We start from the raw sequence: 13551 nt of genomic DNA on the forward strand, positions 1-13551 counted from the left end.
CCGCCCCAGCAATAGTCGAACGGGCCCCGTAAAGTCGCGCGCCGCCGTCGGACGCTTTCCTACGCCATCCGCCACCACTTCTGGTTGGCGGACCCGGCGCAATCCCATAATTGCAGCCGTGCACCGTTGGATGAACTCCAATCGGCGACGTCAACACATTTATTTGCCTGTGGATTAACCAGGTCCCCGGCATCGTTCAGGACGAACTTCTGCGCCGCGTTGCCGTTGCACCCGGTGAGTTGGATGCGTGCGCTGTTGGATGTGGATCCCCAGGCGACGTCCATGCATTTACCCAAGGAGCGCAGCGTTCCGTCGGCCGCGAAAGTCCACTGCTCCGAGGCTGCTGTGTCGCAATCCCATAGTTGCAGTTGAGCACCGTCCATGGCTTGCCTCCCGACGACGTCGATGCACTTGCCCGCGTAGCCCTGGATCCGGGTTCCGGCCGCGCTTGCAGGTGGTGACGGAGGGGCAGCTAGTTCATAGACCCGGACGTAATCGACCAGGAGGGACTGCGGGAACGCTGTGCCTGCGTCCGGAGCTCCCGGCCAGTAGCCGCCGACGGCCAGGTTCAACAGGAGGAAGAAATTGTGGTCGAAGACCCAAGCACCGGGTGTTGTGGCCTTGGTTTTCCGTGAGTAGGGAGTGCCGTCGACATACCAGGTGATGGATTCGGGCCCCCAGTCCACGGTGAACGTGTGGAACCCGTCGCCCAAGGCTTTGCCGTTGGGCAGGGTGTAGCCGGCGTTGACCGCGTTGGCCCCGGAGTAGCCGGGGCCGTGGATGCTTCCCCACACCGTTCCAGGTTCTTTGCCGACGTTTTCCATGACGTCGAGCTCGCCGCTTTCAGGCCAGCCGTCGCTGAAGACGTTCTCCCCAAGCATCCAGAACGCGGGCCACATGCCCTGCCCCTTGGGTAGTTTCATCCGCGCTTCGAACCGGCCTTGGTTCCGGCTGAATTTCCCGGCGGTCAGCAGGCGCGCGGACGTGTACTGGCACGTCCCGTAGTGGCACTGGAGACCTGCAGGGTTTTCCTTGCGGGCCGTGATGGCCATATTTCCCTGACCATCCGTAGCGGCGTTTCGGGCATCGCCGGTGTAGTACTGCAGTTCGCCGTTGCCCCAGCCGGTCCCTCCGGTGTCGTGGCTCCATTTTCCAGCGTCCGGTACTGTGCCGGCGGGGGCGTTGAACTCGTCACTCCACACCAGGTCACCGGGCGACGGCATGCCCGCGGCTGCCAAGGCGGACGGCTCCGGCGCAATGACCGTAGCCGCGATGGTCAGGCCAAGAATGACCACCATCATGGGCTTGGGTCTTCGCTTCATGCATGCCACTCTGACGGCGCGGCATGCCGGCGCGCAAGCATTTTCGCCTCGACACGCAAAACGTCACGGCGAGGAAATAATTCAGTGAGCGTACTTTTTGTTTCCGTAACCGCGACGAAATATCAGCGGGGGAAAGTGGAATCAGGAACCATTCGGCTTGACTCGAACGTCACCCCGGATGGCATAGGGAAATTCCGTTCGCAGCCGAATTCCTTCCTCTGAGCATCGACGATGCATGCTCCAGGCGCGTCAGCTGTGTCCTCCCACCCTTGGTTTCGAGGGTGTCCGGGCATACTGCCGCGCCTTGGCCTTTTCCCCAGCAGTTACCGGAGGCTAAACATGGGCATTCACAGACAAATACTGGTAAGGATCCTTGCAGTTCTGGTGGTTTCCTTTGGCGTGATCTACATCAGTTGGCGTTGGTCCGGGACAGTCGCGTGGGACGCATGGTGGATTTCGCTGCCCCTCGTGGCCGCGGAGACTTACAGCCTGGGCGAATCAGCGCTGTACGCGATCACCATGTGGAACGCCCGACGGCGGCCGCCTCCCCCGCCTGCCCTTCCGGGCAGGACGGTGGACGTTTTCATCGCCACCTACAACGAACCACTCGAGCTGGTCCTCAAAACCGCCATTGCCGCCAGGGACATGGATTACCCCCACCAAACGTGGATCCTGGATGACGGCGACCGCGCTGAATTCGCGAAGGCGGCCGGGCAGATCGGCGTCGGATACATCACCCGTGGACCTGAGTGGGACGGACGGCAGCGCTTCGCGAAGGCGGGCAACGTCAACAACGCCCTGGCCATGACCACGGGCGAATTCGTGGCCATCCTGGACGCGGACCAAGTTCCTGAACCCCGGTTCCTGGACCGGGTCCTGGGCTATTTTGATGCCGATGAAGTGGCTTTCGTCCAGACGCCGCAGCACTTCTGGAACGTCCCGGACCGGGACCCGTTAGGCAGCCAGGCGGAACTGTTCTATGGCCCCATCCAACAGGGCAAGGATGGTTGGGACGCAGCGTTCTTCTGCGGCTCGAATGCTGTCCTGCGCCGGGAAGCACTCATGGCCCTGGGCTTGACCCGCTATACCCGGACAGCCACGGAACAGACGTGGAGCTCCATCAGGAAGGGCCGCTCCAGGCTTCAGGATCTTCTGGGCGAACTGGGGAGGCGCCATCCTGCCGCCATGCCCGCCGTCGAGCAGGCTTTGGAAGCGATGGCGCGCGCGGAACGTCAGGTCCGCAGAGGCGATGTCCTCGCCGAGATCACTTTTGAGCTCCGTGTAGCTTTCCATGCGGCGGCCTTGTCCATGCCGGATGCGATGGATGATGTTGTGCCTGAACTCGACGCCGTCTTGGAATCGGTGGACGTGGCGCACACGGACCAAGCACTGGCCATCCACCCCATGGACATCACCACCATTACCGAGGACATGGCCACGGCCATGCACCTTCACGCAATGGGATGGGGCAGCGTGTACCACCACGAGGTCCTGGTCCACGGGCTGGCACCTGAGGATGTTTCCACCATGCTCTCCCAACGCCATCGCTGGGCTGCCGGCACCATGCAGGTCTTTTTCAACGACAACCCGTTGCTGCTGCGTGGCCTCACGGTGGCCCAGCGCCTGATGTATCTGGGCACCATGACCAGTTACCTCAATGGGTTCGCCGCCCTAAGCTACATCGCAGCGCCCGTGGTGTTCCTGGTGGCCGGCACCTACCCGTTGACGGCCAGTCCTGTGGTGTTCTTCTGTTTGTTCCTTCCCTTCTTCATCTCGTGCCAGGTCCTGTTCCAAGTGGCAGGCAACGGCTCGAAAGGGCTGTGGCGCGGCCAGCAATGGTCTTTTGCCCTGTTCCCCACCTGGATCGCCGCCACCTGTTCGGGAGCGGCCGCCGTCTTCCTTGGCAAGCACCTGACGTTCTCGGTGACGGCCAAGAGCAAGCAGGCTGCGGGACGCGGGTTCCAGCACGTCAGGCTTCAGGTAGCGGCGATGGCCTTGCTGGTTGTTTCCGCGCTCATCGGCATTGTCCGGGCATCCACCGACGAAGCCCCGCTGTATCCAACCCTTATCACCTTGGCCTGGGTTGCTTTGGACCTGGCGCTGCTGAGCGTGGTGATCGGGGCTGCCCGATACCGGGGTCCCGGTGACGAACTCCTCGAACCGGTTCCCGTTCCACAGGAGCTCACCCACGTCCTCGAATCCGCACCCCCAACCAACCACTGACAACAAACCCACTAACAGCCGTTCCAACCCCCAGCCAGGAGCGACCCCATGTCCACCCTCTCCCCTGTCCAAAATTCACTGTCCGCCCCGCTGAAATCCTTCGATCTGACCGTTGACGGCACTTTGGACGCCGCGAGTGTCCTCAGCCTTCGCCATATGTCCGCAGAAGCCGCAACCGACGGTCCTGTAGTGGTTCTGCTGGATGTTGCCCACGTGACATCCGTGGGCGCGTCCGGCGTCGTTGGCCTGCTTGAGGTCCTGCACGTGCTCAGGTCCCGCGGCGGCGATCTCCGCCTTTTCGGCAGCTCCACCGCCCTCGAACAAACACGGCTCCAAGCCCATCTGGGGCACGTGGCCAGAATCTACGCCACCCGCCAGGAAGCGGTCGACGGCGGCACGGAACTCGCGCGGGCACGTCACCTCGCGCCGCAGTCACGCAGGCGTGGGCTCTTCGCGCGCCGACGCCGTGCCCTGGGGCGGGACTGACCGTGGCCACGGCACCTCCCACGTTCACCGGCCATCCGGACCGGAAACGCCGCCGGGCCAGCCTGCTCATCCCCCTGGTAGTGACTGCCCTTGCTGCCACAGGACTGGGCTTCGCTTCCAAGGAGGTGGTACCAGTGGTGCAGGCACTCTCCCTCTGCAGGGCTGTGGACGCCTCCACCATCGTGCCCCAGGACGGGGTGCTCCTGGGCGTCAACCTGGACTGGAACTCCGAAACCTTGGCCGAACACCAAGCCAATCTCGGGCATGATCCCGCGGTAGTGGTGCAGTTCTCGGACATCCCCTACGACGACGAAACGTGGACCCACACCACCAACGCCGTCACCCAGGTCCGCCCTGCCGGCGGAGTCCTGCTCCTGACGCTGGAACCGCACGGCGGCCTGGCGACCATGAGCGACGAAGTCATCGCGAAGCTGGCCACCGACTTACGGGCCATCAACGATCAGGGGACGCCCGTCGTCGTACGTTTCGCGCATGAAATGAACGGTTCCTGGTACTCCTGGGGCCAGCAACCGCTCCACTATGTGGGGGTCTTCCGCAAAGTGGCCGCGGCAGTCCACACGCAGGCCCCGGGTACGTCCATGATGTGGGCTCCGAACTACGGCGGCGGTTACCCGTTTACCGGAGGCCAGTTTGCCGCGCGTCCGGGCACTCCGGATTTCGCTGCCCTGGACACCGACCACGACGGCACACTCACCATGAACGATGACACGTACGCGCCCTATTACCCCGGGGACGACGCCGTGGACTGGGTTGGCGTCTCGCTGTACCACTGGGGCAACCAACGCCCCTGGGGCAACAACGACATCTCCGAGCCGGGGAAATTCCTGGCCATGCTCACCGGCACCTACAGCGGCACCGCGGGAGATGACAGTTCCGTCCCCGATTTCTACCAGGTGTACGGGGTGGACCACGGCAAACCTGTGGCCGTCCCGGAGACTGCGGCCATCTTCACCCCGGCACGCGGCGGCGCCTCCGAGCTCGACGTCAAGCAAGCTTGGTGGCGCCAGGTCTTCTCGGCCGAAACCCACCGGAAGTACCCCCGGTTGAAGATGATCAACTGGTTTGAGTGGAAGAAGTACGAGATCGAGATCAACGACGACGTCGACTGGCGGAGCGCTGGAACACCCGCCATCCGCGATGCCCTGGTTCAGGACCTGCCGGACTGGTTGCGGTACGGCGAGGACCTGGAGGCGTGCCGCTAAGGCGATCCGGTCAAGCCGCGGGGGCGGCCTCCACGACGTCCGTGGGGGCCGTTGCCTTTGCCTGCTCCGGGACCATGAACTTCGGCAGCAGGACCTGCACGATCGGTCCGATGGCCAGGGCGTACACCACTGTTCCGACGCCCACCGAACCGCCCAGCAGGAAGCCCACAGCGAGGACCACGACTTCGATGCCGGTGCGGACCAGCCGCACGGACCACCCCGTGCGGCGGACGAGGCCAGTCATCAAGCCATCCCTGGCGCCAGGACCCAGGCGTGCACCGATGTAGCAGGCGGAGGCGATGCCGTTGAGGATGACGGCACCGGCCAGCATGGCAATCTGGCCCCCAAGGTGGGAGAACCCGGGGATGAGCCACAGCCCCAGATCGGCAAAGAGCCCCACCAGGACAGCGTTGGCGATCGTCCCGACACCCGGCATCTGCCGCAGCGGAATCCACAAGAGGAGGACCAGGAAGCTGACCGCGATGACCACGACGCCGATGCTGAACCCGGTCTTCTCGGACACGCCTTGGTGGAACACGTCCCAAGGGTCCAAGCCAAGGCCGGCCCGGATGAACATGGCCAAGGAGATGCCATACATCGCGAGGCCGATCAGGAGTTGTGTGATTCTGCGGGTCATCATGAAATACATCATCCAAGAAAACTGGCCTTGTATTCCATAGCCAGTTTGGAATACTGGTCTTATGTCCGGCTCACTGAATCCCACTGCACTCGTCCGCCTCCTTGGCTCCTGGAACTCCGGCGCCCTGCCCGCCTACCGCGAGCTGGCCGACGTCGTGCGTTTGTTGGTGATGGATGGCCGCATCCCGCTGGACGTGGCACTGCCCAGCGAGCGGGCACTCGCACAGACACTTGGCCTCAGCCGCACCACCGTGACGGCCGCGTATGCGAGCCTGCGCGAGCAGGGCTTCCTGACGGCCGGCCAGGGCAGCCGCGGGCGGACCTGCATCCCGCACCGGACCGTGCCGGTCAGCGCGCCCGGACTCGCCGTTCCGGAGGGACTGCTGGATCTCGCCTATGCGTCACTGCCGGCGGCCGGGGAAGTGGTGCATCGGGCGTTCGCGGACGCCCTGACCGAGCTTCCGGCCCTCTTGCCGGGCTTTGGGTACGACGCCGTGGGAGTGCCGGCCTTGCGCGAGGCCATCGCGGAAAAGTACACCGCCGAGGGAGTGCCCACCACAGCCGGCCAGATCCTGGTCACTTCCGGCGCCCAGCACGCGCTCAATATCGTACTGCGGGCCCTCGCCGGAAAGCAGGACCGGGTCCTCGTGGAGCATCCCACCTACCCCAACGCCTTGGACGCCATCCGCTCCGCCGGGTGCAAACCGTTGCCGGTCGCTTTGCCGGCCGGCACCTCGCCCGCATGGGACATCGACGCGATGGTGGCCACCATGAACCAGCAACGCCCCGCCATGGCCTACCTGGTGCCGGACTTCCACAACCCGACAGGGCGCATCATGTCGGATCTGCAGCGCCGGCGGCTCGTCCGGGCGGCAACTGCCTCCGGCACCGTACTGGTGGTTGATGAGACGTTGCGGGGACTGAACCTCGACGGCGTCCGGACCGCGCCGATGTCAGCCTTCGGTTCCGCTGTGGTGTCCATTGGTTCGCTGAGCAAATCGCATTGGGCCGGGCTGCGGACCGGGTGGATCCGGGCAGAGGAAGCGCTGATTACCCGCTTCGTGGCGACGAGGACAGTCATGGACCTCGGCGGGCCTGTGGTGGAGCAGTTGGCCGCAGCCCGACTGGTCAGATCATTCTCCGAGCCCTTGGACGCCCGGCTTGAGGAGCTCCGCCACAACCGGGATTCCCTGCGGGGATTGCTTGCGGAGCATCTGCCTCAGTGGGAAGTGGAGCGCCCCCGTGGCGGGCTCACGGTGTGGTGCCGGCTTCCCTCGCCCTCCAGTACCGCGCTCACGGTCCTGGCGCCCGAATTTGGTATCCGGTTGGCGGCCGGACCACGTTTCGGGGTCGGTGGTGCGTTCGAGCATTACTTGCGCGTTCCGTACACCTTGCCGCCTGAGCAGCTGGAGTTCGCCGTCGGTGCGCTCCGCGCCGCCCAGGACAAGCTCGACGCCGCGCCCCACCTTCGCCGCACCCTCAAGGACGAGCGGCCGGCCGCCGTCGCGGTCGCCTAACGGGCCGCCCGGGCGGCTGGGCCCATCCGCTGCTTTGCCGTGTTGCTGCCGGGCCCGACGGGAACATGCGAGGTTGCCTTGGCCAAGCCGAACAGCGGCATCCCGTTGTACACCACTTCGATGCCCGACGCCGGAACCTGGTACGTCTCGTGCCACACGCCCACATCCCCGCTGCCCGCGATCTCCTTCATGAACTTCCGCCACGGCCCCAGATGCGGCGAATCGCGGTCCGCAGCGAAACGCCGTAGGTGCTCGGGGCTTTCCCAGTATGTGAGCAGGATGGTGGTGCGCCCAAACCACTGTTCGCTCCCCAGGAGCCCGGCCTCAGGATTGGTGGCGAGGTGCTTCATCATGGTGGGCATGGCCGAAGCGACCTTCGCTACGCGGCCCGTCTTCCACCACCGGTTGGCCCGCATCCCGATGAGGAAGACCGTCACGGTGTCGCGTCCGATGTCAGCGGTAAAGCGGCCGGGGAAAATCTCCTGTGCCATGGGAATCCTTCAGTCGAAGTTTCGTAACGCTGTTATGAAACAATGTTATGAAACACTGGGAGACATGGCAAGACCCATCGTTCATGACCAGCACGTCCAGCAACGGCTCCTGGCCGTCACCGCGGAACTCGTGGACCGCGAAGGACCAGCCCGCGTCACCCTCCGCGACGTGGCCGCTGCGGCCGAAACCTCCACCACCGCGATCTACTCCCTCTTCGGCGGAAAAGCCCAACTCCTGACGGCCGCCGTCGACGACGGTTTTCGATCCTTCGGCGAGTCCCAAAGAGAAGCCGCTCAGGCCGGGCTGCTGGGGCTCGGACGGGCCTATCGCGTGTGGGCACTGGAGCACCCGGCCCTGTACCGGCTCATGTTCGGCGGGGCACTGGCCGCCTATGTTGATTGCAGCCCGACGCCGGACGTCGCCTCCGACTCGATGCGCCCCTTGATGGAGGCGGTAGTCGCCGCCCAGTCAGCAGGCGCCCTCCGGAATCACGACCCAGCCATGGTTGCGATGGCCATTTGGGGGCAGGTCCACGGCCTGGTCAGCCTGGAGTTGGCGCAGATGAACGATCCCGCAACTGACTGGGGCGCAATCTACGAGGCCGCCCTGGAATCCGTGGCACGCGCCTGGGCCCCGTAGACCCTAGGCGTAGACCTTCCCGAGGAAGTTGCCCCAGGCCTTCGCCGCGAGTTCCGAGTCGCCCGAGCCACTGAAATCGTGCACGGTCATGCCCACCGGAGCACCGAAGGCGTTCCGCCCAAAGAACCGGTAGAGGGTGTCGCCGGTCCGCAGGCCAAGGAAATTCCCGTTGGCGAAGTCCACTTCACCGGTCAGCCGCCCGACGCCGTCGACCTCTAGGTCAACGGCTGTTCCAGCCGGGATCCCCTCAACGCCGAGCGCCTTCTTCAACTGCGTGAAACCGTCCGGAGTCTGCGAGGCAGCCGGCGCCTGGATGTCCGTGAACACTACCGCCCGGCCGTCGAAGTACTGCAGATACTGACCCAGCGTGTGGAGGTAGAACGCCGTGTGCTTGCTGGCACCGTCGTACTGTTCGTCCCAGTTGTCGGCGAAGATGCCGCTGTGGACATAGTGCAGTTTGGCGCGGCCACCGTCGAGCGGCTCGAGGACATGTTCGAGCTGGTTGAACCAGCCGTCGGGTCCGTCCATCCGGGACACCAGGTGCGTGGGGTACTCCTGAACGGTTTTTACGTCCGGCCACTGGTCCGTGGGAAACATCCAGGCTGCGGTGTCCGCGGTGACAGCCTGCCACACGCGCTCGGGAGTTCCAGGCAGCTCGGTGTCCGCCACAATTTCGAAGTTCTTGTTCTCAGTCATTGCCGTGGTCCTTTTCTGGAGTTTGTTGAGTTGATGTCTCTTGTGGTGTTGGCGGCTTGAGTGCGGGGTGAAGCACGACGACGAGGCGATGCTTGCGTGCCCCGCCCGCCACTGCGGCAGCACCGCCGTCGTGGTACTTGTCGACGAGCCGGGTCACCGCCACGCCGAGTTCCTCGGCGAACGCTGCGCGGTCGGCGGCAGAGCGGAACGTGACCTCGCCGTCGATCGCGAAGCTGGCGAGCTTCTTCTTGGCCAGGGCAGCGCCGGAGATGAGCTTGCCCATTTCCTGGACGGTGCGCGAGGCAAGGGAGAGGAGCCAGAAAGCGGAAAAGCGATCTGCGAAGCGACGGGGGTCCGGGGCCACGGACGCCAACGCGACCGGTGAGATCACATAGGAGGCCGCCGTCGCACGCACAACACGTTCGGTGACGTTTCCCTTGCGCCGTTCCTCCACCAGTTCAACCAAGCCGTGGCGTTCGAGGGCCTTGAGGTGGTAATTCACCTTCTGCCGGGGCAGGCCGACCCTGGCCGCCAATTGCGTGGCGGACGCCGGCTCGGTGAGCTCGTGCAGAATGCGGGTCCGGATGGGATCCAGCGACGCTTCTGCCGCGGCCGGGTCCTCGATCACTTCGATGTCCAACATGCTTTAAGTATGGCGACCGACAACTTTTCTTGTCAAGAACTTTTTTCTGTTCGGAGGTTGCGGGGCCTGCTATGCATGCTTTCGCGACGAAATACCCTGCAGAGCGGGCCCCACAACGCAGCACCGGTAGAATTGACCGGTGATGCAATCCCCCCTCCCCGTGCGCGACGGCGTGAACGCGACCCGCCTCCGCCTGCCGGACGAGGGCCCCTGGATCACCGCCATGGACTACATGATGCATCGCTGGGGACACATAGACCCCCAAGGCATCGAGGACCGGTTCGACGCCGGAGAGATCGTGGGCGAAGGCGGCGTGCCGCTGGACCGGAGCACCAAACTGGAGGACCACACCTTCATTTGGTACTACCGCACCCTGCCGCCTGAGACCCGGCTTCCCGTGGAGATCGACATCCTTCACCAGGACGACCACATCCTGGTGGTTGACAAGCCGCACTTCCTGCCGACCACCCCCGGAGGCACGTACATCCAGGAATCTGCTCTGGTTCGGCTGCGGAACCTGCTGGACCTCCCGGACCTCATCCCCATGCACCGCCTGGACCGCATGACCGCCGGACTGCTGCTGCTCTCCACCAACCCGGAGACGCGCGGCAAATACCAGGTACTCTTCGAAAAGCGCCAGGTCCAGAAGGAATACGAGTGCGTCTCCGCCGCGACGCCCGCCGCAGGCCATCCCGCCGTCGAGTTCCCCGCCGTGGTCCGCAACCGCATGACCAAGTCCCGCAGCTACCTGCTCGCCGAAGTCATCGACGGCGAACCGAACGCGGAGACGCGGATCGAACAAACAAAAACGTTCGACGCCGGTACTCACCAACGCGCGCTGTACCGGCTGGAGCCGCACACCGGGAAAACCCATCAACTTCGTGTCCACATGGCGTCCCTCGGCCTGGGCATCATCAATGACGCCTTCTACCCGGAGCTGCTGGACAAAGCCCCGGACGACTACACCAAGCCGCTCCAGCTCCTGGCCCGCGGCATTCGTTTTGTGGATCCGATCAGCAAGCAACCGGTGGAGTACCGCAGCCAGTTGGAGCTCAGCGAAGCCCACGGCTAAGCACGTGCCAGGGGCATTTCCGGTAGAGCTCCGAGGTCAGCCCAAACGTCAGTCCCCCGGCGTCAGGTGATCGAAGACCAGGTTCGTCTGGGTATTCGCGATGGCCGGATCAGAGGCCAGATGGACTGCAATGAAGTCCCGGAGCTCTTTGGGAGTTCCGCAGGCGACGTGCATCAGGAAATCCTGGTCCCCGGCCAGCAGGAACACACTTTGGACGTTCGGCAGCGCTCTCAGCCGTTGGCCAATGGCCAGCATCTTGTTCCTGGCCTGCGAGTTCACGCGCACTGAGATCAGCGCGTAGACCAGCAACCCCAGCGCCTCAAGGTCCACCGACGCGTGGAAGCCGCGGATTATCCCCGCGTCCCGCAGTGCACGGACCCGTCCGAGGCACGTGGAAGGAGCTATACCCGCCTTCGAGGCGAGCACGTTGTTGGGGATTCTGGCGTCGGCCATGAGTTCTTGGAGGATCAGCCGGTCAGTCCCGTCGAGCCGAACCCGGTTCGAAACGACCCCCTGCCCTCGGGTCAACGGTGAATCAGACACGAATACACCTCCAAAATCCTCGTGATGCTTCGAAATCGTTGGTTTGAACTTGATCCGGATTCTATCTTGAAGCGATTTGCAGAATCGATCGGGAGGTCGCCATGGGCAGTTTCGACAGAATCCAAGAACGTGAAGGTGGGCTCAAACGCCAGCTCACTTCGCGCCAAATGACCATGATCGCGCTCGGCGGTGCGATCGGCACGGGGTTGTTCCTCGGGAGCAAGTTCGCTATCGGCCTGGCCGGTCCCAGCGTCATCATCAGCTACGCGATTGGCGGGCTCATTGCCCTGCTCCTGATGGGCAGCCTTTCCGAAATGACGGTGGCCCACCCAACGTCGGGCTCTTTCGGTGCTTTCGCCGAGCACTACGTCAGCCCATTGGCCGGTTTCCTGGTCAAGTACATGTACTGGTCCTGCATTGTGCTGGCTGTGGGAACAGAAGTGACCGCCGTGGGTGAGTACATGAAACTGTGGTTCCCTGACGTGCCATCACTGCTCTGGGTGATCTTCTTCTCCGCCGTGCTGATCGGCGTCAACACCATGAACGTGAAGGTGTTCGGAACCTTGGAATACTGGTTCTCCAGCATCAAGGTCTTCGCGATCATCGCCTTCATCGTGCTTGGCGCGTACATCGTCTTCGGCGCCCGCACGGAAGGCACGGGTTTCCACAACTACGCGGCCGAAGGCGGCTTCTTCCCCAACGGGTTATCCGGCACCTGGTTCGCAGTGATCGTGTCCATCTTCAGCTACCTCAGCATCGAAATGATCGCCATTGCAGCAGGCGAGGCCAAGGACCCTGCCACCGCAGTCAAGAAGGCCTTCCGCACCACCATTGCCCGGCTGCTGTTGTTTTACATCGTCACGCTGGCGCTGATCCTGGCCATCGCACCGGTCAGCCAAATCCTTGCCGGCGGCAGCCCCTTCGTCACCGTCATGCAGAACCTCGGTATCCCTTTCGCTGACAGCCTGCTGACATTCGTGGTGATCATCGCCGCGCTCTCCGCCATGAACAGCCAGCTCTACATTTCCACGCGGATGATCTTCAGCCTTTCGCGCAGCGGGGACGCCCCGGCCGTGTTCGGAAAACTGCGTTCCAACGGCGCTCCGGTTAATGCGTTGATCCTGTCCACCACTGGAATCGCCATCGCCACGGTGGTCTACGCAATGTTCCCGGAGTCGGCCTTCACCTTCATGATGGCAATCTCCATGTTCGGGGCCATGTTCACCTGGTTCATGATCTTCGTAACCCACTGGTTCTTCCGCCGCAGCATGAAACGCAGCGGAACCGAGCTCTCCTACAAAACCCGGTTTTACCCTGTGGGCACCGTCCTCGGTGCAGTCCTCATGCTCGCCATCGCCGTCAGCACCTTAGGCACTTCTGCTTTCAACATGACGTTGGTCTTTGGCCTGCCATCGCTGGCGCTCGTCACCATCCTGTACTTCGTGGTGCGTCGCCGTAAGCGTCAGTCGTCAGGTTTCAGCGAGGGGTCCAGCCCCGGCGAGGAAGCAAAAACAGTCCGGAAGACCGCCGTCGTCTCCTCCGAGAACAGCACGAACTCCACCACCTCCAGCGGGCGGCTGTCCGCAGCGGCACCACCGGAAGATGACGACGAAAACGACCTCACGGCGTCGAACGCCACCTCGGCCACCTGACGGGCGTCCCAACCGTAGATTCCGGCGCTGATCGCCGGGAAGGCGACGGACCGGGCACCCAGCCCGGCCGCCACCTTGAGGCTTTCGTGGAAACAGGAGGCGAGCAGCGCCGGATCCGTCTGGCCGGCGTGACGGTTGGGTCCCACCGTATGCACCACCCACTGGGCGGGAAGGCGGAAACCCGGCGTAGCGACGGCGGCGCCCACCGGCAGTCCGCCCGGCAACTTTGTGCGCCGGAGCTCGCGGCAGGCCTCAAGAAGTTCCGGACCAGCGGCCCTGTGGATGGCACCGTCCACTCCCCCTCCCCCGAGCAACGACGAGTTGGCTGCGTTGACGATCGCATCCACCGTGCGGTTGGTGATGTCCCCTTGCAGAATGTCGATTCGCATGGCGCCAGTCTCGCG

The 13551-nt window shown here is 63.9% G+C and carries 13 protein-coding genes and 1 pseudogene; 7 read left to right on the plus strand and 7 right to left on the minus strand.

What is annotated here, in order from left to right; genetic code table 11:
• Nucleotides 1-59: 59 nt before the first annotated feature.
• A complete protein-coding gene (locus QF015_RS13705; RefSeq protein WP_429389656.1) occupies nt 60-1322 on the minus strand; it encodes a ricin-type beta-trefoil lectin domain protein in 1263 nt (420 codons plus the stop codon).
• Nucleotides 1323-1661: 339 nt separating this feature from the next.
• Between QF015_RS13705 and QF015_RS13710 the strand changes: the two genes are divergently transcribed.
• The 3 genes from QF015_RS13710 to QF015_RS13720 are packed head-to-tail and all read left to right on the plus strand — an operon-like array spanning nt 1662 to nt 5254.
• A complete protein-coding gene (locus QF015_RS13710) occupies nt 1662-3545 on the plus strand; it encodes a glycosyltransferase family 2 protein (RefSeq protein WP_429389658.1) in 1884 nt (627 codons plus the stop codon).
• Between the two features lie 48 nt (nt 3546-3593).
• Nucleotides 3594-4031, plus strand: coding sequence for an STAS domain-containing protein (locus tag QF015_RS13715; RefSeq protein WP_310202698.1), 438 nt, complete (start codon nt 3594-3596; stop codon nt 4029-4031).
• A 2-nt stretch (nt 4032-4033) separates the two neighbouring features.
• A complete protein-coding gene (locus QF015_RS13720; RefSeq protein ID WP_429389660.1) occupies nt 4034-5254 on the plus strand; it encodes a glycoside hydrolase family 26 protein in 1221 nt (406 codons plus the stop codon).
• A gap of 10 nt (nt 5255-5264) precedes the next feature.
• Here QF015_RS13720 and QF015_RS13725 read toward each other — a convergent pair whose 3' ends face one another.
• The gene (locus tag QF015_RS13725; protein ID WP_310202705.1) at nt 5265-5894 is read right to left on the minus strand and encodes a YczE/YyaS/YitT family protein; all 630 of its coding nucleotides are present in this window, start codon (nt 5892-5894) and stop codon (nt 5265-5267) included.
• A 61-nt stretch (nt 5895-5955) separates the two neighbouring features.
• Between QF015_RS13725 and QF015_RS13730 the strand changes: the two genes are divergently transcribed.
• Nucleotides 5956-7410, plus strand: a complete 1455-nt coding sequence (locus QF015_RS13730) for a PLP-dependent aminotransferase family protein (RefSeq protein ID WP_429389663.1) — start codon at nt 5956-5958, stop codon at nt 7408-7410.
• On the opposite strand, the gene QF015_RS13735 is transcribed toward QF015_RS13730, so the two are convergent.
• Nucleotides 7407-7901, minus strand: coding sequence for a DUF4188 domain-containing protein (locus tag QF015_RS13735; RefSeq protein WP_310202709.1), 495 nt, complete (start codon nt 7899-7901; stop codon nt 7407-7409). The genes QF015_RS13730 and QF015_RS13735 overlap by 4 nt on opposite strands.
• A 64-nt stretch (nt 7902-7965) precedes the next feature.
• Here QF015_RS13735 and QF015_RS13740 point away from each other — a divergent pair, with 64 nt between their 5' ends.
• The gene (locus QF015_RS13740; RefSeq protein ID WP_429389665.1) at nt 7966-8541 is read left to right on the plus strand and encodes a TetR-like C-terminal domain-containing protein; all 576 of its coding nucleotides are present in this window, start codon (nt 7966-7968) and stop codon (nt 8539-8541) included.
• Between the two features lie 3 nt (nt 8542-8544).
• Here QF015_RS13740 and QF015_RS13745 read toward each other — a convergent pair whose 3' ends face one another.
• A complete protein-coding gene (locus tag QF015_RS13745) occupies nt 8545-9237 on the minus strand; it encodes an SRPBCC family protein (RefSeq protein ID WP_310202713.1) in 693 nt (230 codons plus the stop codon).
• Nucleotides 9230-9880, minus strand: a complete 651-nt coding sequence (locus QF015_RS13750) for a helix-turn-helix domain-containing protein (RefSeq protein ID WP_310202715.1) — start codon at nt 9878-9880, stop codon at nt 9230-9232. The genes QF015_RS13745 and QF015_RS13750 overlap by 8 nt, the downstream gene beginning before the upstream one ends.
• A 142-nt stretch (nt 9881-10022) precedes the next feature.
• On the opposite strand from QF015_RS13750, the gene QF015_RS13755 reads away from it, so the two are divergent.
• The gene (locus tag QF015_RS13755) at nt 10023-10952 is read left to right on the plus strand and encodes an RluA family pseudouridine synthase (protein ID WP_310204014.1); all 930 of its coding nucleotides are present in this window, start codon (nt 10023-10025) and stop codon (nt 10950-10952) included.
• Nucleotides 10953-11000: 48 nt separating this feature from the next.
• On the opposite strand, the gene QF015_RS13760 is transcribed toward QF015_RS13755, so the two are convergent.
• The gene (locus QF015_RS13760) at nt 11001-11495 is read right to left on the minus strand and encodes an Lrp/AsnC family transcriptional regulator (protein ID WP_310202717.1); all 495 of its coding nucleotides are present in this window, start codon (nt 11493-11495) and stop codon (nt 11001-11003) included.
• Nucleotides 11496-11668: 173 nt separating this feature from the next.
• On the opposite strand from QF015_RS13760, the pseudogene QF015_RS13765 reads away from it, so the two are divergent.
• A pseudogene (locus QF015_RS13765) lies at nt 11669-12871 on the plus strand (amino acid permease); the annotation flags it as partial.
• 86 nt (nt 12872-12957) lie between these two features.
• On the opposite strand, the gene QF015_RS13770 reads toward QF015_RS13765, so the two are convergent.
• Entirely contained in the window at nt 12958-13536 is a 579-nt protein-coding gene (locus QF015_RS13770) for an O-acetyl-ADP-ribose deacetylase (RefSeq protein ID WP_429389668.1), read from the minus strand.
• Nucleotides 13537-13551 lie beyond the last annotated feature (15 nt).

The sequence above is a fragment of the Paenarthrobacter sp. TE4293 genome (assembly GCF_050435325.1).
In the GTDB taxonomy this organism is placed as follows: Bacteria; Actinomycetota; Actinomycetes; order Actinomycetales; family Micrococcaceae; genus Arthrobacter; species Arthrobacter nitroguajacolicus_C.

What these genes read in the sequence shown, in the direction of transcription:
- QF015_RS13705 (WP_429389656.1), bottom strand. Translation starts at nt 1,322, where the DNA reads ATGAAGCGAAGACCCAAGCCCATGATGGTGGTCATTCTTGGCCTGACC.
- QF015_RS13710 (WP_429389658.1), top strand. Translation starts at nt 1,662, where the DNA reads ATGGGCATTCACAGACAAATACTGGTAAGGATCCTTGCAGTTCTGGTG.
- QF015_RS13715 (WP_310202698.1), top strand. Translation starts at nt 3,594, where the DNA reads ATGTCCACCCTCTCCCCTGTCCAAAATTCACTGTCCGCCCCGCTGAAA.
- QF015_RS13725 (WP_310202705.1), bottom strand. Translation starts at nt 5,894, where the DNA reads ATGATGACCCGCAGAATCACACAACTCCTGATCGGCCTCGCGATGTAT.
- QF015_RS13730 (WP_429389663.1), top strand. Translation starts at nt 5,956, where the DNA reads ATGTCCGGCTCACTGAATCCCACTGCACTCGTCCGCCTCCTTGGCTCC.
- QF015_RS13735 (WP_310202709.1), bottom strand. Translation starts at nt 7,901, where the DNA reads ATGGCACAGGAGATTTTCCCCGGCCGCTTTACCGCTGACATCGGACGC.
- QF015_RS13740 (WP_429389665.1), top strand. Translation starts at nt 7,966, where the DNA reads ATGGCAAGACCCATCGTTCATGACCAGCACGTCCAGCAACGGCTCCTG.
- QF015_RS13745 (WP_310202713.1), bottom strand. Translation starts at nt 9,237, where the DNA reads ATGACTGAGAACAAGAACTTCGAAATTGTGGCGGACACCGAGCTGCCT.
- QF015_RS13750 (WP_310202715.1), bottom strand. Translation starts at nt 9,880, where the DNA reads ATGTTGGACATCGAAGTGATCGAGGACCCGGCCGCGGCAGAAGCGTCG.
- QF015_RS13755 (WP_310204014.1), top strand. Translation starts at nt 10,023, where the DNA reads ATGCAATCCCCCCTCCCCGTGCGCGACGGCGTGAACGCGACCCGCCTC.
- QF015_RS13770 (WP_429389668.1), bottom strand. Translation starts at nt 13,536, where the DNA reads ATGCGAATCGACATTCTGCAAGGGGACATCACCAACCGCACGGTGGAT.